General features: G+C 62.5%; 27 protein-coding genes and 1 pseudogene. 3 read left to right on the forward strand and 25 right to left on the reverse strand.

Translation table 11 applies throughout. The features are described 5' to 3' along the window. The 18 genes and pseudogenes from rpsE to rpsJ all read right to left on the reverse strand — a co-directional run bounded on the left by rpsE (position 1) and on the right by rpsJ (position 9307). The gene (gene rpsE, locus ARGLB_RS14375) at positions 1 to 717 is read right to left on the reverse strand and encodes a 30S ribosomal protein S5 (protein WP_003803760.1); all 717 of its coding nucleotides are present in this window, start codon (positions 715 to 717) and stop codon (positions 1 to 3) included. Continuing rightward, positions 714 to 1097: a 50S ribosomal protein L18 gene (gene rplR / locus ARGLB_RS14380; protein WP_003803763.1), complete on the reverse strand. Its 384-nt coding sequence runs from the start codon at positions 1095 to 1097 to the stop codon at positions 714 to 716. The genes rpsE and rplR overlap by 4 nt, the downstream gene beginning before the upstream one ends. 2 nt (positions 1098 to 1099) lie before the next feature. Further along, a complete protein-coding gene (gene rplF / locus ARGLB_RS14385; protein ID WP_003803764.1) occupies positions 1100 to 1636 on the reverse strand; it encodes a 50S ribosomal protein L6 in 537 nt (178 codons plus the stop codon). A gap of 18 nt (positions 1637 to 1654) precedes the next feature. Then, positions 1655 to 2053: a 30S ribosomal protein S8 gene (gene rpsH, locus ARGLB_RS14390; protein WP_003803767.1), complete on the reverse strand. Its 399-nt coding sequence runs from the start codon at positions 2051 to 2053 to the stop codon at positions 1655 to 1657. A gap of 82 nt (positions 2054 to 2135) precedes the next feature. Next, positions 2136 to 2717, reverse strand: a complete 582-nt coding sequence (gene rplE / locus ARGLB_RS14395; RefSeq protein ID WP_003803769.1) for a 50S ribosomal protein L5 — start codon at positions 2715 to 2717, stop codon at positions 2136 to 2138. Then, positions 2717 to 3076, reverse strand: coding sequence for a 50S ribosomal protein L24 (gene rplX / locus ARGLB_RS14400; protein WP_003803770.1), 360 nt, complete (start codon positions 3074 to 3076; stop codon positions 2717 to 2719). Before rplX ends, rplE begins: the two co-directional genes overlap by 1 nt. A 3-nt stretch (positions 3077 to 3079) precedes the next feature. Continuing rightward, on the reverse strand, positions 3080 to 3448 hold the full coding sequence (rplN, locus tag ARGLB_RS14405; RefSeq protein ID WP_003803789.1) for a 50S ribosomal protein L14: 369 nt from the start codon (positions 3446 to 3448) through the stop codon (positions 3080 to 3082). 503 nt (positions 3449 to 3951) lie between these two features. Next, positions 3952 to 4254, reverse strand: a pseudogene (gene rpsQ, locus ARGLB_RS22865) (30S ribosomal protein S17); the annotation flags it as partial. Next, a complete protein-coding gene (rpmC, locus tag ARGLB_RS24315) occupies positions 4251 to 4580 on the reverse strand; it encodes a 50S ribosomal protein L29 (protein WP_003803792.1) in 330 nt (109 codons plus the stop codon). The pseudogene rpsQ and the gene rpmC, both read right to left, overlap by 4 nt. Positions 4581 to 4582: 2 nt before the next feature. Beyond that, a complete protein-coding gene (gene rplP / locus ARGLB_RS14420) occupies positions 4583 to 4999 on the reverse strand; it encodes a 50S ribosomal protein L16 (protein WP_003803795.1) in 417 nt (138 codons plus the stop codon). Next, positions 5000 to 5836: a 30S ribosomal protein S3 gene (gene rpsC, locus ARGLB_RS14425; protein ID WP_003803796.1), complete on the reverse strand. Its 837-nt coding sequence runs from the start codon at positions 5834 to 5836 to the stop codon at positions 5000 to 5002. Then, on the reverse strand, positions 5837 to 6202 hold the full coding sequence (gene rplV, locus ARGLB_RS14430; protein ID WP_003803798.1) for a 50S ribosomal protein L22: 366 nt from the start codon (positions 6200 to 6202) through the stop codon (positions 5837 to 5839). It abuts the gene before it with no gap. A gap of 38 nt (positions 6203 to 6240) precedes the next feature. Beyond that, complete coding sequence (gene rpsS, locus ARGLB_RS14435) at positions 6241 to 6522, reverse strand: 30S ribosomal protein S19 (RefSeq protein ID WP_003803803.1); 282 nt, start codon at positions 6520 to 6522, stop codon at positions 6241 to 6243. 12 nt (positions 6523 to 6534) lie between these two features. After that, on the reverse strand, positions 6535 to 7374 hold the full coding sequence (rplB, locus tag ARGLB_RS14440) for a 50S ribosomal protein L2 (protein ID WP_003803804.1): 840 nt from the start codon (positions 7372 to 7374) through the stop codon (positions 6535 to 6537). Between the two features lie 29 nt (positions 7375 to 7403). Beyond that, entirely contained in the window at positions 7404 to 7709 is a 306-nt protein-coding gene (gene rplW / locus ARGLB_RS14445) for a 50S ribosomal protein L23 (RefSeq protein ID WP_003803807.1), read from the reverse strand. Next, the gene (rplD, locus tag ARGLB_RS14450; protein ID WP_003803809.1) at positions 7706 to 8326 is read right to left on the reverse strand and encodes a 50S ribosomal protein L4; all 621 of its coding nucleotides are present in this window, start codon (positions 8324 to 8326) and stop codon (positions 7706 to 7708) included. Before rplD ends, rplW begins: the two co-directional genes overlap by 4 nt. 4 nt (positions 8327 to 8330) lie before the next feature. After that, entirely contained in the window at positions 8331 to 8981 is a 651-nt protein-coding gene (rplC, locus tag ARGLB_RS14455) for a 50S ribosomal protein L3 (protein ID WP_003803812.1), read from the reverse strand. 17 nt (positions 8982 to 8998) lie between these two features. After that, a complete protein-coding gene (gene rpsJ / locus ARGLB_RS14460; protein WP_003803825.1) occupies positions 8999 to 9307 on the reverse strand; it encodes a 30S ribosomal protein S10 in 309 nt (102 codons plus the stop codon). 395 nt (positions 9308 to 9702) lie between these two features. On the opposite strand from rpsJ, the gene ARGLB_RS14465 reads away from it, so the two are divergent. Beyond that, positions 9703 to 11151, forward strand: a complete 1449-nt coding sequence (locus ARGLB_RS14465; protein ID WP_003803826.1) for a GH1 family beta-glucosidase — start codon at positions 9703 to 9705, stop codon at positions 11149 to 11151. A gap of 29 nt (positions 11152 to 11180) precedes the next feature. Here ARGLB_RS14465 and ARGLB_RS24320 read toward each other — a convergent pair whose 3' ends face one another. The 7 genes from ARGLB_RS24320 to rpoB form a co-directional block, all read right to left on the reverse strand. Continuing rightward, positions 11181 to 11306: a hypothetical protein gene (locus ARGLB_RS24320; RefSeq protein ID WP_280959913.1), complete on the reverse strand. Its 126-nt coding sequence runs from the start codon at positions 11304 to 11306 to the stop codon at positions 11181 to 11183. A 159-nt stretch (positions 11307 to 11465) separates the two neighbouring features. Further along, a complete protein-coding gene (tuf, locus tag ARGLB_RS14470; RefSeq protein WP_003803827.1) occupies positions 11466 to 12656 on the reverse strand; it encodes an elongation factor Tu in 1191 nt (396 codons plus the stop codon). Positions 12657 to 12899: 243 nt separating this feature from the next. Further along, positions 12900 to 15014, reverse strand: coding sequence for an elongation factor G (gene fusA, locus ARGLB_RS14475; protein WP_003803828.1), 2115 nt, complete (start codon positions 15012 to 15014; stop codon positions 12900 to 12902). A 69-nt stretch (positions 15015 to 15083) separates the two neighbouring features. After that, positions 15084 to 15554 (reverse strand): 30S ribosomal protein S7, encoded by a 471-nt coding sequence (rpsG, locus tag ARGLB_RS14480; RefSeq protein WP_003803829.1) that lies wholly within the window; start codon positions 15552 to 15554, stop codon positions 15084 to 15086. Position 15555: 1 nt separating this feature from the next. Further along, positions 15556 to 15930, reverse strand: coding sequence for a 30S ribosomal protein S12 (gene rpsL, locus ARGLB_RS14485; RefSeq protein ID WP_003803830.1), 375 nt, complete (start codon positions 15928 to 15930; stop codon positions 15556 to 15558). A gap of 481 nt (positions 15931 to 16411) precedes the next feature. Beyond that, positions 16412 to 20311 (reverse strand): DNA-directed RNA polymerase subunit beta', encoded by a 3900-nt coding sequence (locus tag ARGLB_RS14490; protein WP_003803831.1) that lies wholly within the window; start codon positions 20309 to 20311, stop codon positions 16412 to 16414. A 99-nt stretch (positions 20312 to 20410) separates the two neighbouring features. Continuing rightward, on the reverse strand, positions 20411 to 23917 hold the full coding sequence (rpoB, locus tag ARGLB_RS14495) for a DNA-directed RNA polymerase subunit beta (RefSeq protein ID WP_003803832.1): 3507 nt from the start codon (positions 23915 to 23917) through the stop codon (positions 20411 to 20413). Positions 23918 to 24309: 392 nt separating this feature from the next. Between rpoB and ARGLB_RS14500 the strand changes: the two genes are divergently transcribed. Both ARGLB_RS14500 and ARGLB_RS14505 read left to right on the forward strand, forming a co-directional pair. Continuing rightward, entirely contained in the window at positions 24310 to 25509 is a 1200-nt protein-coding gene (locus ARGLB_RS14500; protein ID WP_003803835.1) for an acetyl-CoA C-acetyltransferase, read from the forward strand. Continuing rightward, positions 25509 to 26042, forward strand: a complete 534-nt coding sequence (locus ARGLB_RS14505) for an aminoacyl-tRNA deacylase (RefSeq protein WP_003803836.1) — start codon at positions 25509 to 25511, stop codon at positions 26040 to 26042. Before ARGLB_RS14500 ends, ARGLB_RS14505 begins: the two co-directional genes overlap by 1 nt. The last annotated feature ends 81 nt before the right edge of the window (positions 26043 to 26123 follow it).

A 26123-nucleotide genomic window follows, 5' to 3' on the forward strand; every position in this document is an offset into this window, starting at 1 on the left:
TTAGACACCTGCCTTCTGGCTCATCAGAGCCTTCACCAGTGCCGCCGGGGCGACCTCGTCCAGCGGCAGGCCACGGCGTGCTGCCACGGCTGCCGGCTCTTCGAGGCGCTTCAGGGCATCAACGGTCGCGTGAACGATGTTGATGGCGTTGGAGGAACCGAGCGACTTGGAGAGGATGTCGTGGATACCCACGCACTCCAGTACTGCACGGACCGGACCGCCGGCGATAACACCGGTACCGGCGGAAGCCGGACGCAGCATAACGACGCCTGCAGCGGCTTCACCCTGAACGCGGTGAGGGATGGAGTTGCCAACGCGGGGAACGCGGAAGAAGGACTTCTTGGCCTCTTCAACGCCCTTGGCGATAGCAGCGGGAACTTCCTTGGCCTTGCCGTAACCGACGCCGACCAGACCGTTGCCGTCACCAACGACGACGAGTGCGGTGAAGCTGAAGCGACGACCACCCTTGACGACCTTGGAAACGCGGTTGATGGTAACTACGCGCTCGATGTACTGGTTCTTCTCGGCTTCACGTCCGCCATCGCGGCCGCCACGGCCACCGCGGTCGCCGCGGCCCTGGCCACGGTCTCCACGCTCGCCGCGACGGGCGCCACCACGGCGGTCCTCGGTGGCGGGGGCAGTGGTCTCAGCAGCTGCGGCTTCGGTCGCCTTCTCTTCTGCAGACACAGTGTCCTTTTCCTTGTTTGCTTCGGTCACAGTGACAGCCCACCTTCGCGTGCACCGTCAGCAACGGCCGCGATCCGGCCGTGGTACTTGTTACCACCACGGTCGAACACAACAGCTTCGACGCCGGCAGCCTTGGCACGCTCGGCAACGAGCTCGCCAACGCGCTTGGCCTTGGCGGTCTTGTCACCGTCGAATGCACGAAGGTCAGCTTCCAGAGTGGACGCGCTCGCTACGGTCTGGCCAATGGTGTCATCGACAACCTGGACAAATACGTGGCGTGCGGAGCGGTTGACGACCAGGCGAGGACGTACAGCCGTTCCGGAGATGCGCTTGCGGATACGAAGCTGGCGGCGGCTGCGCGAAGCAGACTTGCTCTTGTTCGTACGCTTCTTGTTAATGGCGATGGCCATGGTTACTTACCAGCCTTTCCGACCTTGCGGCGGATGACTTCGCCCGCGTAGCGGATGCCCTTGCCCTTGTACGGGTCAGGCTTGCGCAGCTTGCGAATGTTGGCAGCAACCTCGCCGACCTGCTGCTTGTTGATGCCTGAGACAGAGAGCTTGGTCGGCCCCTCTACTGCAAAGGTGATGCCGGCCGGAGCGGAAACGCTGACCGGGTGGCTGTAGCCGAGAGCGAACTCAAGGTCAGATCCCTTGGCCTGAACGCGGTAACCGGTACCGACGATTTCAAGCTTCTTCTCGTAGCCTGCGGTGACGCCCTGGATCATGTTGGCGATCAGGGTGCGGGTCAGGCCGTGGAGCGAACGGGAGGCGCGCTCGTCGTTCGGGCGGGTGACGGTCAGGGTGCTGTCTTCCAGCGCAACCTCGATCGGGCTGGCCACAGTGTGGCTCAGCTCGCCCTTGGAACCCTTGACGCTGACGACAGAGCCGTCAACCTTGACCTCAACGCCGGCAGGAACGGTGATGGGGAGACGTCCAATACGTGACATTATTCTCTTCCTTTCCCGTTACCAGACGTAAGCGAGGACTTCGCCGCCCACGCCCTTCTTGCCGGCCTGCTTGTCAGTCAGGAGGCCGGAAGAGGTGGACAGAATTGCGATACCCAGGCCACCCAGCACGTGCGGCAGGTTGGTGGACTTCGCGTAAACGCGGAGACCCGGCTTGGAGATGCGACGGACACCAGCGATTGAACGCTCGCGGTTCGGACCGAACTTGAGGTCGATGGTCAGCTTCTTGCCGACCTCGGCGTCCTCTTCCTTCCAGCCGGCGATGAAACCTTCGGCCTTGAGGATGTCCGCAACGCGGGCCTTGAGCTTGCTGTAAGGCATAGACACGGAGTCGTGGTATGCCGAGTTTGCGTTACGCAGGCGCGTAAGCATATCTGCGACAGGATCTGTCATTGTCATTTGGGCACTTGCCCTTCCTCGTAACGGTTTCCGCCGTTCTGTCCCCGGGGGACCAGAGCGGCCGGACCTTTTACGTAGTTAATTAAGCTTCGGTTTTGAACGGGAAACCAAGCGCCTTGAGCAGCGCGCGGCCTTCGTCGTCGGTCTTGGCGGTGGTCACAACCGTGATGTCCATACCGCGGGTGCGGTCGATGGAGTCCTGGTCGATCTCGTGGAACATAACCTGCTCGGTCAGACCGAAGGTGTAGTTGCCGTTGCCATCAAACTGCTTGCCGCTCAGGCCGCGGAAGTCGCGGATACGGGGCAGAGCCAGCGTGACCAGACGGTCCACGAATTCCCACATGCGGTCGCCACGCAGGGTTGCGTGTGCACCAATGGGCATGCCTTCGCGCAGCTTGAACTGGGCGATCGACTTGCGGGCCTTGGTGACCTGCGGCTTCTGGCCGGTGATCAGGGTGAGGTCGCGGACAGCGCCGTCGATCAGCTTGGAGTCCTTGGCGGCATCTCCAACACCCATGTTCACTACAACCTTGACCAGACGGGGAACCTGGTTCACGTTCTCGTACTTGAATTCCTCAAGAAGCGCGCTCTTGATGGAATCGGCGTACTTGGTCTTCAGACGAGGAACGATCTTCGTTGCCGGAGTCTCGAGAGTCTCAGTCATTAGATGTCCTTCCCGGAGCTCTTGGCCACGCGGATGCGGACGGTCTTCTTGACGCCGTCCTTCTCTACGGTGTCGAGGCGGAAACCAACGCGGGTCGGCTTCTTGGTGGACGGGTCAACGAGAGCCACGTTGGAAACGTGGATCGGAGCCTCGACAACCTCGATGCCGCCGGTCTTGGTGCCGCGCTGCGACTGGCCGACCTTGGTGTGCTTGGTTACGCGGTTGATACCCTCAACCAGCACGCGGTTGGTGTCCGGGAACACGCGCAGAACCTTGCCCTGCTTGCCACGGTCGCCGCCGCGCTCAGCCTTGGCGCCAGTGATGACCTGTACCAGGTCACCCTTCTTGATCTTAGCCATGGACTAGAGCACCTCCGGAGCCAGAGAAACGATCTTCATGAACTTCTTGTCACGGAGTTCACGACCAACCGGTCCGAAGATACGGGTACCGCGGGGGTCACCGTCGTTCTTCAGGATGACGGCTGCGTTCTCGTCAAACTTGATGTAGGAACCATCCGCACGGCGGCGTTCCTTCTTGGTACGGACGATGACAGCCTTGACGACGTCGCCCTTCTTTACGTTGCCGCCCGGAATTGCATCCTTGACGGTTGCGACGATCACGTCGCCAATGCCTGCGTAGCGACGGCCAGATCCACCGAGAACGCGAATGGTAAGGATTTCCTTAGCACCCGTGTTGTCGGCGACCTTGAGTCGCGACTCCTGCTGAATCACTATTTACTCCTTGCGTCGCGCCGGTTCTCAGACCGAAAATCTTCCTACGGAATGAGCCTTGCGGAACGGTTGATCGGGGTGTCTCTTGACCTGACTGGATTTTGCCAGACCAGGCCTAAACGCCCGTGCCACAAACAGTTGCTTCCCAAGCCCGTGGAGGCGCAAGGGGGCACTATGCCGTGGCACGATTGTTTACGAGGTTTGCTGTCGGCGCGCAACAGGCGCCATACAAACTCAATATCCTAGCACAGTTGGGGGCCAGCCCCATATCACAGCCGCCGGTGCTCTGCTAAACCACGACGGCGTCACGCACGGCAGCCTTTTGGCGCACCGCCGGTGCCGCTCCCCCGCAATCCCGGCCCGCCGCCGTCGTACGGTCCCCAAAAGAATGCCTGGCGTGACGCATTCCTGCAGCAATTTCCTGCAGGAATGCGGAAACCCCCGCTCCCAAAGGGAACGGGGGTCTCCGGTGCAGCCGCCAAAGGCGGTGCTGCGGGTGTTACTTGGCCTTTTTCGAGGATTTCCACGAGCCGCCAGTTCTTGGTGGCGGACAGGGGCCGGGTCTCGGCGATGACAACCAGGTCGCCGATGCCGGCGGTGTTCTGCTCGTCGTGTGCCTTGACCTTGGAGGTGCGGCGGATGACCTTGCCGTACAGGGCGTGCTTCACGCGGTCTTCAACCTGAACAACGATGGTCTTGTCCATCTTGTCAGAGACCACGTAGCCGCGACGCGTCTTACGGTAACCGCGCTGCTCAGCCGTAGCTGCCGTAGCAGTTTCCGTCACGTTCTCGTCCTTTTCACTCACTTGGCGTCCTCCTCGGTCTCAGCCTCGGCCGGCTTTTCAGCCTTCTTAGCTGCAGACTTCTTGGACTTCTTTTCTTCCTTGGCTTCCACAACCGGTGCGGCAACCTCGGCACGAATGCCCAGTTCGCGCTCACGGAGAACGGTGTAGATGCGAGCGATGTCCTTCTTTACCGCACGCAGACGACCGTGGTTCTCCAGCTGTCCGGTGGCGGACTGGAAACGCAGGTTGAACAGCTCTTCCTTGGACTTGCGGAGTTCTTCAACGAGACGCTCGTTGTCGAAACCGTCCAGCTGTGCGGGTGCGAGATCCTTCGACCCTACTGCCATTTCTACTCACCACCTTCGCGACGCACAATGCGTGCCTTCAACGGCAGCTTGTGGATTGCCAGGCGCAGGGCCTCGCGAGCTACCTCTTCATTGACACCGGAGAGTTCGAAGAGAACCCGGCCCGGCTTGACGTTGGCGACCCACCACTCCGGCGAACCCTTACCGGAACCCATGCGGGTTTCGGCAGGCTTCTTGGTCAGCGGACGGTCCGGGTAGATGTTGATCCAGACCTTACCGCCACGCTTGATGTGGCGGGTCATCGCGATACGGGCAGATTCGATCTGACGGTTCGTGACGTATGCCGGGCTCAGTGCCTGGATGCCGTACTCACCGAAGGAGACCTTGGTACCGCCCGTAGCAGCGCCGGAACGACCCGGGTGGTGCTGCTTACGGTGCTTGACTCGACGTGGGATAAGCATTTAAGCCTGTCCTCCTTCTGCTGCCTGTGCCGGTGCTGCTGCCTCGGCTGCCGGAGCTGCAGCAGCAGGTGCTGCGTCAGCTGCCGGACGGTCGTTACGACGGCGGCGGTCACCACGGTCAGCGCCACCCGGGCGGCCCGGACGGTCGCCGGAGCGGCCACGGGACGGAGCAGCAGCTGCCTGCTGAGCCAGTTCCTTGGAGGTGACGTCACCCTTGTAGATCCAGACCTTCACGCCGATGCGGCCGAAGGTGGTCTTGGCTTCGTAGAAGCCGTAGTCGATGTTCGCGCGGAGGGTGTGCAGGGGCACACGGCCTTCGCGGTAGAACTCCGAGCGGGACATTTCTGCGCCACCCAGACGGCCCGAGCAAGCGATACGGATACCCTTGGCACCGGCACGCTGAGCGGACTGCATGGCCTTCTTCATCGCACGGCGGAATGCCACGCGGGAAGTCAGCTGCTCTGCAACACCCTGGGCAACAAGCTGGGCTTCCATCTCGGGGTTCTTGACCTCGAGGATGTTCAGCTGGACCTGCTTGCCGGTGAGCTTTTCGAGCTCGCCACGGATGCGGTCTGCCTCGGCGCCGCGGCGGCCGATGACGATGCCCGGACGTGCCGTGTGGATGTCCACGCGGACACGGTCACGGGTGCGCTCGATCTCGACCTTGGCGATGCCGGCGCGCTCCATGCCCGTGGACATGAGCTGGCGGATACGGATGTCTTCGCGAACGAAGTCCTTGTACCGCTGGCCGGACTTGGTGCTGTCAGCGAACCAGTGCGATACGTGATCGGTGGTGATGCCGAGTCGGAACCCGTGCGGGTTTACTTTCTGTCCCACTTAGCGAGCCTCCTCTTTCTCCGGGGTAGCGACTACCACGGTGATGTGGCTGGTGCGCTTCTTGATCTGAAATGCACGACCCTGAGCACGCGGCTGGAACCGCTTCATGGTCGGGCCTTCATCAACAAACGCTTCGCTGATGATGAGGTCACCTTCGTCGAACGCAACACCGTCGCGGTCCGCGAGGACCCGTGCGTTGGAGATTGCCGACTGAACTACCTTGAATACCGGCTCCGAAGCTGCCTGGGGGGCAAACTTCAGAATTGCCAGAGCCTCGTTCGCTTGCTTACCACGAACAAGGTTGACGACGCGCCGGGCCTTCATAGGCGTTACGCGGATGTGGCGCGCAATTGCCTTGGCTTCCATTGCTTTCCTTCTCTCGTCTTTGACGTAAGTGCAGGCGCCTAGCGGCGCTTGCCCTTACGGTCGTCCTTGACATGGCCGCGGAATGTCCGCGTGGGAGCGAATTCGCCGAGCTTGTGCCCGACCATCGACTCGGTGACAAACACCGGGATGTGCTTGCGTCCGTCGTGCACGGCGATCGTGTGCCCGAGCATGTCGGGGATGATCATCGAGCGGCGGGACCAGGTCTTGATGACGTTCTTGGTGCCCTTTTCGTTTTCCCTTGCGACCTTCACAAAGAGGTGCTGGTCAACGAAAGGACCTTTTTTCAGGCTGCGTGGCATGTGTCCAGGCTCCTATCGCTTGTTCTTGCCAGTACGACGGCGACGAACAATAAGCTTGTCGCTCTCTTTGTTGGGGCGGCGGGTACGGCCTTCAGGCTTACCGTTCGGGTTGACCGGGTGACGACCACCGGAGGTCTTACCTTCACCACCACCGTGCGGGTGGTCAACCGGGTTCATGGCGACACCACGGACGGTCGGGCGAACGCCCTTCCACCGCATACGGCCGGCCTTGCCCCAGTTGATGTTCGACTGCTCGGCGTTGCCGACCTCGCCGATCGTGGCGCGGCAGCGCACGTCAACGTTGCGGATTTCGCCGGAGGGCAGACGCAGCTGGGCGAAGCGGCCTTCCTTGGCGACGAGCTGAACAGAAGCACCGGCGGAACGTGCCATCTTGGCACCGCCGCCCGGGCGCAGCTCAACCGCGTGGATAACGGTACCCACGGGGATGTTGCGCAGGGGCAGGTTGTTGCCAGGCTTGATGTCAGCGTTGGCGCCGGCTTCCACGAAGTCGCCCTGGGAGAGCTTGTTCGGGGCGATGATGTAGCGCTTGGTGCCATCAACGTAGTGCAGGAGGGCGATGCGAGCCGTGCGGTTCGGATCGTACTCGATTTCGGCAACGCGGGCGTTGACGCCGTCCTTGTCGTGGCGACGGAAGTCGATCAGACGGTACTGGCGCTTGTGTCCACCACCCTTGTGACGGGTGGTGATCTTACCGGTGTTGTTACGGCCGCCCTTTTTGGGCAGCGGACGTACCAACGACTTTTCCGGCGTCGACCGCGTGATTTCGGTGAAGTCAGCTACGCTCGAGCCACGACGGCCCGGCGTAGTCGGCTTGTATTTACGGATTCCCATAATTTATTTCCTCGTTAAAGTGGTCTCCGCTACGCGAGCGGACCGCCGAAGATGTCGATAGTGCCTTCTTTGAGGGTCACAATGGCACGCTTGGTGCTCTTGCGGGTACCCCATCCGAATTTGGTGCGCTTGCGCTTACCGGCACGGTTGATGGTGTTGATCGATTCGACCTTGACGGAGAAGATCTTCTCCACGGCCAGCTTGATCTCGGTCTTGTTCGAGCGGGGGTCCACCAGGAAGGTGTACTTGCCCTCGTCGATCAGGCCGTAGCTCTTTTCCGAGACGACGGGTGCAAGCACAACATCGCGCGGGTCTTTGATGGTGGCTGCGCTCACTTGGCATCCTCCTCGTTCTTTGCAGCCTTGTCAGCAACGAATGCTTCGTAGGCAGCCTTGGTGAAGACTACGTCGTCGGAAACGAGCACGTCGTAGGTGTTCAGCTGGTCCACGTACAGGACGTGGACTTCGGCGAGGTTGCGCACGGAGAGTGCAGCAACGTCGTTCGCGCGCTCGATGACGACCAGCAGGTTCTTGCGCTCGGAGACTCCGCGCAGGACTGCCAGTGCTGCCTTGGAGGACGGCTTGTCGCCGGCAACCAGTTCAGAAACGACGTGGACGCGGCCGTTGCGGGCGCGGTCAGAGAGAGCGCCGCGCAGTGCAGCAGCAATCATCTTCTTGGGGGTCCGCTGGCTGTAGTCACGCGGGGTGGGCCCGTGGACAACGCCACCGCCGGTCATGTGCGGAGCACGGATCGAACCCTGACGGGCGCGGCCGGTACCCTTCTGCTTGAACGGCTTGCGGCCTGCACCGGAAACTTCGGCGCGGGTCTTGGTCTTGTGGGTACCCTGGCGAGCAGCAGCGAGCTGGGCAACGACGACCTGGTGCAGCAGCGGCACGTTGGTCTGAACGTCGAAGATCTCTGCAGGCAGGTCAACCTTGACAGTGTTAGCCATTGAACTAGGCTCCCTTCACGGCGGTGCGTACGAGTACGACCTGGCCGCGGGCACCGGGAACGGCGCCCTTGATCAGGAGCAGCGACTTCTCGACGTCAACCGCGTGGACCGTGAGGTTCAGCGTGGTGTGACGAACGGCGCCCATGCGGCCGGCCATTTTCATGCCCTTGAAGACGCGGCTCGGGGTGGATGCTCCACCGATAGAACCGGGCTTACGGTGGTTCTTGTGGGCACCGTGGGAAGCTCCAACGCCGTGGAAGCCGTGACGCTTCATAACACCGGCGAAGCCCTTACCCTTGGTGGTGCCAACGACGTCGATCTTCTGGCCGGCTTCGAAGAGCTCAACAGAAAGCTCCTGGCCCAGCTCGTAAGAGTCAGCATCTGCAGTGCGCAGTTCTACGACGTGGCGGCGAGGCGTGACGCCTGCCTTTTCAAAGTGACCAGCCAGCGGCTTGGTGACCTTGCGGGGATCGATCTGGCCGTAGCCGATCTGAACGGCGACGTAGCCATCAGTCTCTGCGTTGCGCAGCTGGGTGATGACGTTCGAGTCAGCCTGGACAACAGTGACGGGGATGAGCTTGTTGTTCTCGTCCCAGACCTGGGTCATGCCGAGCTTCGTGCCCAGCAGGCCCTTTACGTTACGGGTTGCGGTCATAGTCTCTCAGCACCTCCCTACAGCTTGATTTCGATGTTCACGTCGGCCGGCAGGTCGAGACGCATGAGCGAGTCAACAGCCTTGGGCGTGGGGTCGATGATGTCGATCAGACGCTTGTGCGTGCGCATTTCAAAGTGCTCGCGGCTGTCCTTGTACTTGTGCGGAGAGCGGATAACGCAGTACACGTTCTTCTCCGTGGGCAGCGGCACGGGGCCGACTACCGTTGCGCCTGCGCGCGTGACCGTCTCAACGATCTTCCGTGCTGAAACGTCAATGACCTCGTGGTCGTATGACTTCAGCCGGATGCGGATTTTTTGTCCCGCCATGTCGCCTGACTCTCTTTCAGTAAGTGCTGCTCTGTTTACTTGCGTGTTGTATGGCTGCCGAAGCATTTGAAGTCGTAACTACCATCCGCCGCACAAGCTGAATCCGGATGAATCCGGGTTCCTCAACCTGCCGGCGCACCCGACCCCCGCGGTCGGGCGTGTCGCGCTTTGCAAAGCGCGCGAGCCCGCAGTTCCTTGGGGAATTGGGTTATGTTTGGGCTTCAGCCTGGACCCTGGCACCCGGCATTATCCGGATCGGGACGCGAAGAAGCGCTTGAACAACTCAACTAGTATGCCGGAATTTATCCGCGGAAGCGAATCGGGGCCCCTGCAGTCCCGTTTCCGCCGCCTCAAGCGTCATTGCCTCCGGCAATCATCGGTTGGATGATGGGTAAATGGCCGCGCACAACGCCGACGCCGGCCTTGCCGCGTCAGTGCAAAACCTCGCCGGACGCCTGCGCCCGGATTTCACGCTGGGCGTTGCTGCCGCCGCCTTCCAGATCGAAGGCGCCCTGGCGGCGGACGGCCGCGGGCCGTCGGGCTGGGACGCCTTTGCGGCCACACCGGGCAACATCCTCAATGGTCATTCGCCGGAGGTGGCCTGCGACCACTATAACCGTGTGCCGGAAGACGTTGCCCTGATGCATGAACTCGGCATTGACTCCTACCGCTTCTCGATCTCATGGCCCAGGATCCATCCGGAGGGCCACGGCGCAGCCAACCCGCGGGGCCTGGACTTTTACGACCGGCTGGTTGACCTGCTGCTGGCGGCCGGTATCTCCCCCATGGCCACGCTCTACCACTGGGACACTCCCCTCCCCCTTGAGCGCCATGGCGGGTGGATGAACCGCGCAACGGCCGAGCGCTTCGCCGAGTACGCGGCGGCCGCCGGCAAGCGGCTCGGCGACCGGGTGGCGCAATGGGTCACGCTCAACGAGCCCGTGTCCGTTACGCTGAACGGCTACGCACTCGGCGTGCACGCACCGGGCCGCGACCTGTTGTTCAAGGCCCTCCCGTCGGTCCACCACCAGCTGCTCGGCCACGGGCTCGCGGTCCAGGCCCTGCGCGCGGCCGGCGTGGCCGGAACCATCGGCGTTACCAACCTGCACTCCCCTGTCCGCCCTGCCACCCGGCGGCTGGCGGACCGGCTGCTGGCCAAGGTCTGCGACCTTGTCCTCAACCGTATATACGCCGATCCCATCCTCCTGGGGCGCTACCCCGCCCCGCCGCTTGCCGCCCGCCCATGGTTCAGGTTTTTGTCCCGGACGTCCGACGACGACCTCCGCCTGATCAGCCAGCCGCTCGACTTCTACGGGGTGAACTATTACTACCCCGTGCGCGTCGCCGCAGGCCAGGGACCGACGGACACCCCGGCAGGCAATGCGCAGGCCATGGCAAGGGTACCGTTCCATCTCGCGGCCTTCCCCGAATACGCCACCACCGGGTTCGGCTGGCCGGTGGCGCCGGAGCATCTGGGTATCCTGCTGCGGGAGCTCAAGGACAGGTACGGGGCGGCCTTGCCGCCGGTCTACATCACCGAGAGCGGTGCAAGCTTTCCGGAGCCCGAGCATGTCACCGGCCCCATCGCGGACTCGGGGCGGATCGACTATCTGGCGCATCATCTGGACCAGGCGATGAACGCCACCGCGCCCGGCGGCATCGCGGACGACGTGCAACTCCTCGGCTACTTCGTCTGGACGTTCATGGACAACTTCGAATGGGCGGCCGGGTATTCACAGCGGTTCGGCCTGGTGCATGTTGACTTCGAGACCTTAAAACGGACGCCCAAGAAGTCCTTCTATTGGCTGCAGGCACTCAGCCGGGCGCGGGCTCGCACGGCCTGAGGCCGTGCTGCCGCGTGCGGGCGCCGGAGCTACTGGTTCTTGTTCGCCCGGTTGATCCGCTTGGCGCGTTCAATCTCGTGGCGGAAGTGCTTCCTCGCCCAAACCACGCCCACCACCACGGCGGCAACCACCAGCAGGAAAATTAGCCAACCCATGATGCTCCCTCTTTGTCATCTGTCGCGAGCACCAACCATATCAGGGGGCAGGGCACGCCCCGCAGGCAGGAACTGCAGATACAAAAACAGCCCCGCTGCCAGGAGCAGCGGGGCTGTTTTCGAAGATCAGGCCGATAGACGGCCCGCAATCAGCAAGAGTTACTTGATGATCTTGGTGACACGTCCCGAACCAACGGTGCGGCCGCCTTCACGGATAGCGAAGCCGAGGCCCTCTTCCATAGCGATCGGCTGGATGAGCGCAACGGTCATCTCGGTGTTGTCGCCGGGCATAACCATTTCCGTGCCTTCCGGCAGGGTGATAACGCCGGTTACGTCCGTGGTACGGAAGTAGAACTGCGGGCGGTAGTTCGAGTAGAACGGGTTGTGACGTCCGCCTTCGTCCTTGGAGAGGATGTAGACGTTGGCCTCGAAGTCGGTGTGCGGGGTGATGGAACCCGGCTTGACGACAACCTGGCCACGCTCGACGTCGTCGCGCTTCAGACCGCGGAGCAGGAGGCCACAGTTCTCGCCGGCCCATGCTTCGTCGAGCTGCTTGTGGAACATCTCGATACCGGTAACCGTGGTCTTCTGGACCGGGCGGATACCGACGATCTCGACCTCAGAGTTGATGGCGAGCGTACCGCGCTCGGCGCGACCCGTCACAACGGTGCCACGACCGGTGATCGTGAAGACGTCTTCGATCGGCATCAGGAACGGCTTGTCGCGGTCACGTACGGGGTCCGGAACGGACTCGTCGACAGCAGCCATCAGGTCCTCAACGGACTTGACCCACTCCGGGTCGCCTTCCAGGGCCTTCAGGCCGGAAACGCGGACAACCGGTGCTTCGTCGCCGTCGAAGCCCTGCGAGCTCAGGAGCTCACGAACTTCCATTTCAACGAGGTCGAGGAGTTCCTCGTCGTCAACCATGTCTGCCTTGTTCAGCGCGACCAGCAGGTAGGGAACACCAACCTGGCGGGCGAGCAGAACGTGCTCGCGGGTCTGAGCCATCGGACCGTCAGTAGCGGCAACCACGAGGATCGCGCCGTCCATCTGAGCAGCACCGGTGATCATGTTCTTGATGTAGTCAGCGTGACCCGGAGCGTCTACGTGTGCGTAGTGGCGCTTCTCGGTCTGGTACTCAACGTGGGAGATGTTGATGGTAATGCCGCGCTGACGCTCTTCGGGAGCAGAGTCAATCGACGCGAAGTCACGCTTCTCGTTGAGAGTCGGGTACTTGTCGTACAGCACCTTGGAAATGGCGGCCGTCAACGTCGTCTTACCGTGGTCAACGTGACCGATGGTACCGATGTTAACGTGCGGCTTAGTCCGCTCGAACTTTGCCTTTGCCACAGGTTCCTCCTAGAACGTTTTTCAAATGGCTTACCTTCGACCGCGCTTATCGCGGCAGAAACTCCAGTAAGTCTACTTGGGGGCTTTGGATTGATGAAATTGCAGATTCAGGAACTAATACTAGTGCCTAGAGCCTGTTCGTGCTGATGGCCGGAACCGGGCCGGAACCAGCGTTCCGGCCATCTGCACTAAGTGTGTTCCGCAGGGGAAACGCACCTGGTTTTTCGCAGCTTGTCGCGTGGACTATTCGCCGCGGGACTTCTGGATGATCTCGTCGGCAACTGCCTTCGGGACCTCGGCGTAGCTGTTGAACGTCATGGAGTACACAGCGCGGCCCTGGGTCTTCGAACGCAGGTCACCGATGTAGCCGAACATGCCGGACAGCGGTACGTGTGCGCGGACAACCTTGACGCCCTGGGCATCCTCCATGGACTGCATCTGGCCACGGCGGGAGTTGAGGTCACCGATAACTTCACCCATGTATTCCTCAGGGGTGCGGACCTCAACATCCATCAGCGGTTCGAGCAGAACAGGGTTCGCCTTGCGTGCGGCTTCCTTGAAAGCCATACGGCCGGCGATCTTGAACGCCATTTCCGAGGAGTCAACATCGTGGTAGGCGCCGTCAACCAGCGTTGCCTTGATGCCAACAACCGGGTAACCGGCCAGGACACCGTCGTTCAGTGCGTCCTGGATACCGGCGTCCACCGACGGGATGTACTCGCGCGGAACACGGCCACCAGTGACCTTGTTCTCGAACTCGTACAGCTCGCCTTCCGCAGTGTCCAGCGGCTCGATCGCGATCTGGATCTTTGCGAACTGGCCGGAACCACCGGTCTGCTTCTTGTGCGTGTAGTCGTGACGCTCAACGGCACGCTTGATGGTTTCGCGGTAAGCGACCTGCGGCTTGCCAACGTTGGCCTCGACCTTGAATTCGCGGCGCATGCGGTCCACCAGGATGTCCAGGTGGAGCTCGCCCATGCCGGCGATGATGGTCTGGCCGGTGTCTTCGTTGAGGGAGACCTGGAAGGTCGGGTCCTCAGCGGAGAGCTTCTGGATGGCCGTGGAGAGCTTCTCCTGGTCACCCTTGGTGTTGGGTTCGATGGCAACCGAGATCACGGGCTCCGGGAAGCTCATGGACTCGAGGACGATCTGGTTGCTGGAGTCGCACAGGGTGTCGCCCGTGGTGGTGTCCTTCAGACCGATCGCTGCGTAGATGTGGCCGGCGGTAGCGCCCTCAACGGGCATTTCCTTGTTGGCGTGCATCTGGAACAGCTTGCCGATGCGCTCCTTCTTGCCCTTGGTGGAGTTGACCACCTGCGCGCCTGCTTCCACGTGACCGGAGTACACGCGGATGAAGGTGAGCTGGCCGAAGAACGGGTGCGCCGCAATCTTGAACGCCAGAGCGGAGAACGGCTCTTCGGCGGACGGCTTGCGGGTCAGTTCCTTCTCTTCGTCGCGGGGATCGTGACCGATCATCGGCGGCACGTCGAGCGGGTTCGGCAGGTAGTCGACGACTGCATCGAGCATCGGCTGAACGCCACGGTTCTTGAACGCGGAACCACAGAACACCGGGTAGAGCTCGGAGTTGATCGTCATCTTGCGGATGCCGGCCTTGAGTTCGTCGATGGTGAGTTCTTCACCTTCGAGGTACTTCTCCATGAGTTCTTCGGAGGCCTCTGCAACGGTCTCCACGAGGGTTGAACGGTATTCCTCGGCCTTGGCCTTGAGGTCTTCCGGGATCTCGCGGATTTCGTACTTGGCGCCCATGGTGACGTCACCCTTGGCATCGCCGGGCCACACCAGTGCGCGCATGTAGAGCAGGTCCACGACGCCGATGAAGTCGTTCTCGGCACCGATGGGCAGCTGCATGACCAGCGGCTTGGCACCGAGGCGGCTGATGATGGTGTCTACGGTGAAGTAGAAGTCAGCGCCCAGCTTGTCCATCTTGTTGACGAAGCAGATACGCGGAACGTTGTACTTGTCAGCCTGGCGCCATACGGTCTCAGACTGCGGCTCAACGCCTTCCTTGCCATCGAAGACGGCAACGGCACCGTCGAGGACGCGCAGGGAGCGCTCAACCTCAACCGTGAAGTCCACGTGGCCCGGGGTGTCGATGATGTTGATCTGGTTGTTTTCCCAGAAGCAGGTCACGGCGGCAGACGTGATGGTGATGCCGCGTTCCTTTTCCTGTTCCATCCAGTCGGTGGTCGAAGCGCCGTCGTGCGTTTCGCCAATCTTGTGGTTCACACCTGTGTAGAACAGAATGCGCTCGGTGGTGGTGGTCTTGCCGGCATCGATGTGGGCCATGATGCCGATGTTGCGGACCTTACTAAGGTCTGTAAGCACGTCCTGTGCCACGGTGTCTCCCTTTCGGATGGACTACGCGTTCGCCGCCGGCTCGTCTGAGCCGGCGGCGTACGGGAAGTTTTACCAGCGGTAGTGGGCGAAGGCCTTGTTGGACTCGGCCATCTTGTGGGTGTCTTCGCGACGCTTCACAGCGGCACCGAGACCGTTCGAGGCATCCAGGATTTCGTTCTGGAGACGCTCGGTCATCGTCTTTTCGCGGCGGGCCTTGGAGTAGCCGACCAGCCAACGCAGGGCGAGGGCGGTGGAGCGGCCCGGCTTGACCTCAACCGGAACCTGGTAGGTGGCGCCACCGACACGGCGGGAGCGGACCTCGAGGGAAGGCTTGACGTTGTCCATGGCCTTCTTCAGGGCTGCGACGGGGTCGCCGCCGGACTTCGCGCGTGCACCTTCGAGGGCACCGTAAACGATGCGCTCTGCGGTGGACTTCTTGCCGTCAACCAGCACCTTGTTGATCAGCTGGGTGACCAGCGGGGAGCCGTAGACGGGATCTGATACGAGCGGCCGCTTGGGGGCCGGACCCTTGCGAGGCATATTACTTCTTCTCCATCTTTGCGCCGTAGCGGCTGCGTGCCTGCTTACGGTTCTTGACACCCTGGGTATCGAGGGCACCGCGGACGATCTTGTAGCGGACGCCGGGGAGGTCCTTCACACGACCACCACGGACGAGCACAATGGAGTGCTCCTGGAGGTTGTGGCCAACACCGGGGATGTAGGCGGTAACTTCGATGCCACCGTTGAGGCGCACACGTGCAACCTTACGCAGAGCCGAGTTCGGCTTCTTCGGGGTGGTGGTGTAGACGCGGGTGCAAACACCGCGGCGCATCGGGCTGCCCTTAAGCGCGGGGGCCTTGGTCTTTGAGACCTTCGGCGTGCGGCCCTTGCGGACCAGCTGGTTAATCGTAGGCACTTTCGTGTTCTCCGTTTTATCCGGAGCGGCCTCTGACAGCCGCTCTCCTGTTTCTTTGCCTCGCCGCCCGAGCTTTGAAGAAGTCTCCAGAGCAGCTGAGGCGAAGCCTTGATGTCGGATTCGCATAAGGAGGACGCTGCAGCTCGCGGCCGCAATTGTCCCTAGGCATGCGAAAATGTGGCATACGTTGCACAAGAACCCTGCAAACCGGAAACGTCGCTCTCGGTTCTGCCTTTCAGCTGATACAGCCTTCTAGCTATCACCGGGCGCACTCATCCACTGCCACAATAACAATTGGTCTCAAGTCTAGCACGGACTGCCCTGAGTCCTTAATCGGCCCCTAGTCCCCCATCGATTGCTCCGGTAACGCCGTTTAGGATCCCCAAAAAGGACGTTACAGGAGCAATCGATGGGTTAAACGGGGATGGCCCCACACCTTGCGGTGGGGGGCCATCCGTCGTCAGGCTGTGATTACCGGTGGCTACCGGAAGTCGTTGCCGAGGTCGTAGTCATCCAGCGGGATGGCGTGGAACTCAGGAGCTCCGTCGCCGCCCAGCGTGTCGTAGGAGAAATCGCTGAATGCGCTCGGGCCGGTGAACAGGTTGGCCTTTGCTTCCTCAGTCGGTTCCACCGTGATCTCGGTGTAGCGCGGGAGACCCGTGCCGGCCGGGATCAGCTTACCGATGATGACGTTCTCCTTGAGGCCGAGCAGCGGATCGCTCTTGCCTTCCATGGCCGCCTGCGTCAGGACGCGGGTGGTCTCCTGGAAGGATGCTGCGGACAGCCAGGACTCGGTGGCCAGCGACGCCTTGGTGATACCCATGAGCTCGGGACGTCCGGAAGCCGGAGTCTTGCCCTCGGATACAACGCGGCGGTTGGCGTCCTCGAACCGGCTGCGCTCGGCCAGCTCACCCGGGAGCAGGTCGGAGTCGCCGGATTCGATGACCGTGACGCGGCGCAGCATCTGGCGGACGATGACTTCCACGTGCTTGTCGTGGATGCCAATGCCCTGGCTGCGGTACACGCCCTGCACTTCGTCCACGAGGAACTTCTGTGCGGCACGCGGACCCATGATGCGCAGGACCTGCTTCGGGTCGACCGGACCGTTGATGAGCTTCTGGCCCACCGACACGTGCTGGCCGTCCTCGATCAGGAGACGCGACCGGCGCAGGACCGGGTAGGCGATCTCTTCGGAACCGTCGTCCGGAGTGATCACCAGGCGCATCTGACGCTCGGATTCCTCGATGGTGATGCGTCCGGCTGCTTCCGCAATCGGCGCCACACCCTTCGGGGTACGGGCTTCGAAGAGCTCCTGGATACGGGGCAGACCCTGGGTGATGTCGTCGCCACCGCTGGCGGAAACAGCACCACCGGTGTGGAACGTACGCATGGTCAGCTGGGTACCGGGTTCACCGATGGACTGTGCGGCGATGATGCCCACGGCTTCACCGATATCCACGGTCTTGCCGGTGGCCAGCGAACGGCCGTAGCACAGGGCACAGGTTCCGACGCTGGACTCACAGGTGAGCACGGAGCGGACCTTGACCTCGGTGATGCCGGCTGCGAACAGCTCAGCGATCACGACGTCACCGCAGTCGGTGCCGGCCGGAGCCAGGACGTTGCCCTTGGAGTCGACGACGTCCACGGCCAGCGTACGGGCGTAGGCGCTGTTCTCGACGTTCTCGTCCAGGGTCAGCTCACCGTTGGCGTCAGCCACGGCGATCGGCGTGACGAGGCCGCGTTCGGTGCCGCAGTCCTCTTCACGGACGATGACGTCCTGCGAAACGTCCACCAGACGACGGGTCAGGTAACCCGAGTTGGCGGTACGCAGCGCGGTGTCGGCAAGACCCTTACGTGCACCGTGCGTGGCGATGAAGTATTCCAGCACCGACAGGCCCTCACGGTAGGAGGACTTGATCGGACGCGGGATGATTTCACCCTTCGGGTTGGCCACCAGGCCACGGATACCCGCGATCTGACGGACCTGCATCCAGTTACCACGTGCACCGGAGGACACCATGCGGTTGATGGTGTTCATCGGCGACAGGCTGTCGCGCATGGCCTGGGCGATCTCGTTGGTTGCCTTGTTCCAGATCTCGATCAGTTCCTGGCGACGCTCGTCGTCGTCGATCAGGCCCTTGTCGTACTGTCCCTGGATCTTGGCGGCGCGCTCCTCGTATCCGGCCAGGATGGCCGGCTTGGCCTCCGGAACCTCGATGTCGGAGATGGCGACGGTGACGCCCGAGCGGGTGGCCCAGTAGAAACCGGCATCCTTCAGGTTGTCCAGCGTTGCGGCCGTGACAACCTTCGGGTAGCGCTCCGCGAGGTCGTTGACGATGCGGGACAGCTCGCCCTTGTCGGCAACAGCCTCAACCCACGGGTAGTCCTCGGGCAGGGTCTCGTTGAAGAGAACCTGGCCCAGGGAGGTGTCCACCAGTGCGGGCTGACCCTGCTCCCAGCCTTCCGGAGCTTCCCAGCCGGCGTAAGGAACAAAGCCCTCAAGGCGGATCTTGACCTGGGAGTTCAGGTGCAGCTCGTGTGCGTCGAAGGCCATGATGGCCTCGGACACGGAGCCGAAGATCCGGCCTTCACCGGCTGAACCCACGCGCTTGGTGGTCAGGTGGTAGAGGCCGATGATCATATCCTGCGAAGGCAGGGTCACCGGGCGGCCGTCGGACGGCTTCAGGATGTTGTTCGACGACAGCATCAGGATGCGTGCCTCAGCCTGGGCTTCGGGGCTCAGCGGCAGGTGGACTGCCATCTGGTCGCCGTCGAAGTCAGCGTTGAACGCGCCACAAACCAGCGGGTGAAGCTGGATGGCCTTGCCTTCAACAAGCTGCGGCTCGAATGCCTGGATGCCGAGGCGGTGCAGGGTAGGTGCACGGTTGAGCAGCACCGGGTGTTCGGTGATGATCTCTTCGAGCACGTCCCAGACCTGCGGACGGTAACGCTCGACCATGCGCTTGGCCGACTTGATGTTCTGGGCGTGGTTGAGGTCAACCAGGCGCTTCATCACGAACGGCTTGAAGAGCTCCAGAGCCATCTGCTTGGGCAGACCACACTGGTGCAGCTTCAGCTGCGGGCCGACGACGATGACCGAACGGCCGGAGTAGTCGACGCGCTTGCCGAGGAGGTTCTGGCGGAAACGGCCCTGCTTGCCCTTGAGCATGTCGCTCAGGGACTTCAGCGGACGGTTGCCCGGTCCGGTGACCGGACGGCCGCGGCGGCCGTTGTCAAAGAGGCTGTCAACAGCTTCCTGAAGCATGCGCTTCTCGTTGTTGACGATGATCTCCGGAGCACCGAGGTCAAGCAGTCGCTTGAGTCGGTTGTTGCGGTTGATCACGCGGCGGTAGAGGTCGTTGAGGTCGGAGGTCGCGAAGCGGCCACCGTCCAGCTGGACCATCGGGCGCAGTTCCGGCGGGATCACCGGGACGGCGTCCAGCACCATGCCGAGCGGGCTGTTGTTGGTGGTCAGGAACGCGTTGACCACCTTCAGGCGCTTCAGGGCGCGGGTCTTGCGCTGGCCCTTGCCGTTGGCGATGATGTCGCGCAGGTTGTCGGACTCGGCCTGCATGTCGAAGTTCTCAAGACGCTTCTTGATGGCCTCGGCACCCATGGAGCCTTCGAAGTACATGCCGTAGCGGTCACGCAGTTCGCGGTACAGGCCCTCGTCACCTTCGAGGTCGGCGACCTTCAGGTTCTTGAAGCGGTCCCAGACCTGTTCGAGGCGCTCGATCTCGGCGTCGGCACGCTTGCGGACGTTCGCCATCTGGCGGTCAGCGGAGTCGCGTGCCTTCTTCTTGTCGGCAGCCTTGGCACCCTCGCCCTCGAGACGGGCAAGCTCGTTCTCAAGGTCGCGGGCGATCGCGGCGATGTCGGAGTCGCGGTTGTCGATCAGCTGCTTCTTCTCGACGTCGTGCTCAACCTGCAGGTTGGGCAGTTCCGCGTGGCGGTTTTCTTCGTCGACGCTGGTGATCATGTAGGCAGCGAAGTAGATGACCTTTTCGAGGTCCTTCGGAGCCAGGTCAAGGAGGTAGCCCAGACGGGACGGAACACCCTTGAAGTACCAGATGTGGGTGACGGGAGCAGCCAGTTCGATGTGGCCCATGCGCTCACGGCGCACCTTGGCGCGGGTGACCTCAACGCCACACCGCTCACAGATGATGCCCTTGAAGCGCACGCGCTTGTACTTGCCGCAGTAGCATTCCCAGTCACGGGACGGGCCGAAGATCTTCTCGCAGAAGAGGCCGTCCTTCTCGGGCTTGAGCGTGCGGTAGTTGATGGTTTCCGGCTTCTTAACCTCGCCGTACGACCAGCCGCGGATGTCTTCCGCGGTGGCGAGGCCGATCTGCATGAGGCCGAAGGAGGATTCGCTGGACATATGGTCCCTGTTCTCTCTTGTTCTCTAAATTCTGAAGTCTTGCTTGCGGGAGAGGGAGGAGGACGACGGCGGACGGCCCGCCCGCCGTCGTCGGACTCCTTAGACCTCTTCTACGGAGCTGGGCTCTGCACGAGACAGATCGATGCCCAGTTCTTCCGCAGCCGTGAAGACTGCGTCATCAGAGTCACGCATTTCAATTGTGGTTCCGTCCGTGGAAAGCACTTCCACGTTCAGGCACAGCGACTGCATTTCCTTGATCAACACCTTGAAGGATTCGGGAACACCCGGCTCAGGGATGTTCTCGCCCTTGACGATCGCCTCGTAGACCTTCACACGGCCGTGGATGTCATCGGACTTGATCGTGAGCAGTTCCTGGAGCGTGTAGGCGGCGCCGTAAGCTTCGAGCGCCCACACTTCCATTTCACCGAATCGCTGGCCACCGAACTGTGCCTTACCACCCAGCGGCTGCTGCGTGATCATGGAGTACGGGCCGGTGGAGCGGGCGTGGATCTTGTCGTCCACCAGGTGGTGGAGTTTCAGGATGTACATGTAGCCGACCGAGATCGGATCCGGGAACGGCTCGCCGGAGCGGCCGTCGAACAGGCGCGTCTTGCCCGAGGAGTTGATCAGGCGTTCGCCGTCACGGGTCGGGTTGGTGGAGTCCAGCAGCCCGGTGATTTCCTCTTCGCGGGCGCCGTCGAAGACCGGCGTTGCAACAGTGGTCTGGCCACTCTCGCGCGGCAGGTTCGGCAGCTGCTTGGCCCACTCCGGCTCGCCTTCGATCTTCCAGCCCGTCTTGGCAACCCAGCCGAGGTGCGTTTCCAGCACCTGGCCGACGTTCATACGGCCCGGAACACCCAGCGGGTTCAGGACGATGTCAACGGGGGTACCGTCGGCAAGGAAGGGCATGTCCTCGATCGGGAGGATCTTGGAGATAACACCCTTGTTGCCGTGGCGGCCGGCGAGCTTGTCGCCGTCGGTGATCTTGCGCTTGGCAGCCACGTAGACGCGGACCAGCTGGTTGACGCCCGGGGGCAGTTCGTCGTCGTTGTCGCGGTCGAAGACGCGCACGCCGATGACGGTGCCGGACTCGCCGTGCGGAACCTTCAGGGAGGTGTCGCGGACTTCGCGGGACTTCTCACCGAAGATGGCGCGGAGCAGGCGCTCTTCCGGGGTCAGTTCGGTTTCACCCTTCGGGGTGACCTTTCCGACCAGGATGTCGCCGGCTTCAACCTCGGCACCGATGTGAATGATGCCGCGCTCGTCCAGGCCAGCCAGGACTTCCTCGGACACGTTGGGGATGTCACGGGTGATTTCCTCAGCACCGAGCTTGGTGTCGCGGGCATCGATCTCGTGCTCCTCGATGTGGATGGAGGAAAGGACGTCCTCTGCCACGATGCGCTGGGACAGGATGATGGCATCCTCGAAGTTGTGGCCTTCCCATGACATGAATGCCACGAGCAGGTTCTTACCGAGGGCGAGCTCGCCCTGGTCCGTTGCCGGGCCGTCAGCGATGATGCCGCCAACTTCCAGGCGCTGGCCTTCGTTCACCAGGACACGGTTGTTGTAGCAGTTGCCCTGGTTGGAGCGGGCGAACTTGTTGATGCGGTAGTTGGTTTCCGTACCGTCGTCGTTGAGCATGATGACCAGCTCAGCGGAGACCTCGGTAACCACACCGGCCTTCTTCGCGATGGTGACGTCGCCTGCGTCGACGGCGGCAGCACGCTCCATGCCGGTACCCACGAACGGGGCCTCGGAACGGACCAGCGGCACAGCCTGGCGCTGCATGTTGGCACCCATGAGTGCACGGTTGGCGTCGTCGTGCTCAAGGAACGGGATCAGGGCGGTTGCCACAGACACCATCTGGCGCGGGGAAACATCCATGAACTGAACGTCAGCAGCGGGAACGAGCACGGGCTCGCCTCCACCACCGCGGGCACGGACCAGGACGGTCTCTTCAGCGAAGCGCTTGTTCTCGTCGAGCGGAGCGTTGGCCTGTGCGATCAGGACCTCTGCCTCGTCGTCGGCCGTCAGGTACTGGACGTCGTCGGAGACGACCCCATCCTTGACCAGGCGGTACGGCGTCTCGATGAAACCGAACGGGTTAATGCGGCCGTAGGATGCCAGCGAGCCGATCAGACCAATGTTCGGGCCTTCAGGGGTTTCGATGGGGCACATACGTCCGTAGTGGGACGGGTGGACGTCTCGGACTTCCATGCCGGCACGGTCACGGGACAGACCGCCGGGGCCAAGCGCAGAGAGGCGGCGCTTGTGGGTAAGGCCCGAGAGCGGGTTGTTCTGGTCCATGAACTGGGACAGCTGGGAGGTTCCGAAGAACTCCTTGATGGCTGCCACAACGGGACGGATGTTGATCAGGGTCTGCGGCGTGATGGCCTCGACGTCCTGCGTGGTCATGCGTTCGCGGACGACGCGCTCCATGCGGGACAGGCCGGTGCGGACCTGGTTCTCGATGAGCTCGCCTACGGCGCGGATGCGGCGGTTGCCGAAGTGGTCGATGTCATCGATCTCGACGCGCAGCTCGTGGTCTTCACCGTCGCGCTTGCCCATGAGGGTCTTCTCGCCGGCGTGCAGCGCGACGAGGAACTTGATCATGGCCACGATGTCTTCAACGTGCAGGACCGAGGCTTCCTTGTCGCCAAGGGAACGGTCGATGCCAAGCTTGCGGTTGATCTTGTAGCGGCCAACCTTGGCCAGATCGTAGCGCTTGGAGTTGAAGTACAGGTTGTCCAGCAGGGACTGGGCAGCCTCGACTGTGGGCGGCTCGCCCGGACGCAGCTTGCGGTAGATGTCCAGCAGGGCGTCTTCGCGGGTTTCGGTGGCGTCCTTCTCCAGCGTTGCACGCATGGAGTCGTACTGGCCGAACTCCTCGAGGATCTGGCCTTCGGTCCAGCCGAGGGCCTTCAACAGCACCGTGACCGACTGCTTGCGCTTGCGGTCGAGGCGCACGCCGACCTGGTCGCGCTTGTCGATCTCGAGCTCGAACCAGGCGCCGCGGGACGGAATGATCTTTGCGGTAAAGATGTCCTTGTCGCTGGTCTTGTCGGCGGCGCGCTCAAAGTAGGCGCCCGGGGAACGGACCAGCTGGGAAACGACGACACGCTCGGTGCCGTTGACGACGAAGGTGCCCTTCTCGGTCATCAGCGGGAAGTCACCCATGAACACGGTCTGCTGCTTGATTTCGCCCGTGTTGTTGTTCATGAATTCGGCCTTGACGTACAGCGGTGCCGAGTACGTAGCGTCCCGGTCCTTGCATTCAGCCATGGTGTACTTCGGATCAGCGAACTCCGGATCGGAGAAGCTCAGGGACATGGTGCCCTGGAAGTCCTCAATCGGGGAGATCTCTTCGAAGATGTCGGAAAGACCGGAGGTGGTGGCGACGCTCAGGTCGCCTTCTTCGACGGCCTTCGCAACGCGGGCCTGCCAGCGTTCATTTCCGACCAGCCAGTCGAAGCTGTCCGTCTGCAGGGCAAGCAGATTCGGAACGTCAAGAGGTTCGTGAATCTTTGCGAATGAGAGCCGGCGAGTCGCACCATCGGTGCTTGCCGTATTAGCGGTTTCGTTATTAGAGGTGCTCGAGGCGACCAAGAGGGATCCTTCCACAGACCTTCAGGCGTTTTCAGATCTCCCCCGCTTTTCACCCTGCGGAGTGACTCCGCAGTGCTACCATCCGGTTCCGCTATATGACCCGGAACCTGGTTCTGCCCATGCTGGTGACGTTGTTCACGGCACATTGATGGAACAGCTAACAGGCTAAGCCCACCGCTATATGAAGGCTGAAGGTAAACAGGGAAGACGCAAATATCTACGATACGGCAAAACCCCACGCGTGTCTACCCCACTTGCCAGCAGAATGCAAGCACCGTTGCCACGGGCACCTAACCGGAATGGACCCCGCCTTCCCAGCGTTGAATGGATAGGTGACCGGGCTCACGATACCCTTAGGCCAACCAACGACCAAAGATCGGAAGAGAACATCCATGAGCAATTCCGTGGACAACAGCGACGTTGTCATCCTGTCCGGCGCACGTACCCCGCAGGGCCGGCTGAACGGGCAACTGGCGAGCTTCACCGCCGTCGAGCTCGGGGCGCACGCGATCAAGGCTGCCATTGCTGCGAGCGGAGTGGACTCCGGCCAGGTGGACGCCGTCATCATGGGCCAGGTCCTTCAGGCCGGGGCCGGGCAGAACCCGGCCCGCCAGAGCGCCATCGGCGCCGGCATCGGCTGGAACGTCCCCACCGTGACCATTAATAAGGTCTGCCTTTCCGGGCTTACCGCGGTGATCGACGCGGCGCGGATGATCCGCGCCGGCGACGCCACCGTCGTCGTCGCCGGCGGCCAGGAGTCGATGACACGGGCACCCCACGTCCTCCCCGGCTCCCGCCAGGGGTGGAACTACGGGACCGTCCAGGCGCTGGACGTTGCCGCACACGACGGCCTGACCGACGCGTTCGATGGCCAGTCGATGGGACTGTCCACCGAATCCAAGAACCTGACGCTGGGCATTGACCGGACCGCGCAGGACACTGTGGCCGCCAATTCACACCAGCGCGCCGCCATTGCCTCGAAGAACGGCGTTTTCGACGACGAGATCTCTCCGATCAGCGTCAAGCAGCGCAAGGGGGATCCAGTGGTGGTTTCCACCGACGAGGGCGTCCGGCCGGAAACCACCGTCGAGTCCCTGGCCGGACTGCGGGCAGCCTTCGTCACCGACGGCACCATCACGGCCGGCAACTCCTCTCCCCTGTCCGACGGCGCCTCCGCCCTGGTCCTGACCTCGCGCAAGTTCGCGGAGGAAAACGGGCTGGAGTACCTGGCTGTGGTGGGCAAGCCCGGGCAGGTGGCCGGGCCGGACAACTCCCTCCACTCCCAGCCTTCCAACGCTATCCGGAACGCGCTGGACCGGGCCGGCTGGAGTGCCGCGGACCTGGACTTCATCGAGATCAACGAGGCGTTCGGTTCGGTGGCCGTGCAGTCCCTCAAGGACCTGGACTACCCGCTGGAGCAGTGCAACATTCACGGCGGTGCCATCGCACTGGGCCACCCGATCGGTGCCTCCGGTGCACGGCTGGCACTCCATGCGGCGCATGAACTGAAGCGACGCGGCCAGGGCAAGGCGGCGGTTTCGCTCTGCGGAGGCGGCGGCCAGGGTGAGGCCCTCCTGCTGTTCCGCGACTGATGAACGGCGTTCCGCCGTCGGGACCTAACGTTCCGCCGTCGGGAGCTAACGGGACCGACGGCGGCAGGAACGGCAGGGAGCGGTTCCTTGCCGACGCCGCGGCGCGCGGCCTGGACGTCCAGCTCGTCGAACGGCTGGCGGCCCGCAGCCTCGAGGAGGCGGCCGCGATCCTAGGGATCAGCCCGGCGGACATCGTGAAATCCCTCGTGGTGAAGCACAAGGACGGCAGCTTCCTCTTCGCCCTCATCCCGGGCGACCGCCAGATCTCCTGGCCCAAGCTGCGCAGCCTGGTGGGCGTCAACAAGCTCTCGCTCCCTGCCGCGGACGTGGCACTGGAGGCCACCGGCTATGAGCGCGGCACCATCACGCCGCTCGGCAGCACCACGGCATGGCCTGTCTACGCGGACCGGACCATCGCCGGCAAGCGGATATCCATGGGCGCGGGCCAGCACGGCTACAGCGCATTCGTGGACGCCGATGCCCTGGTCTCGGCCCTCGGCGCGGTGCTCGCGGACATCAGTGAACCCAACTAGGTAGCACATGAGGGCGTTCTCAGCCCTGGGAACGCCCTCAACTGCTACCTAGATTGGGTTAAACGCAGGAATCCCCGCCCA

It is taken from the genome of Arthrobacter globiformis NBRC 12137 (assembly GCF_000238915.1).
GTDB lineage: Bacteria > Actinomycetota > Actinomycetes > Actinomycetales > Micrococcaceae > Arthrobacter > Arthrobacter globiformis.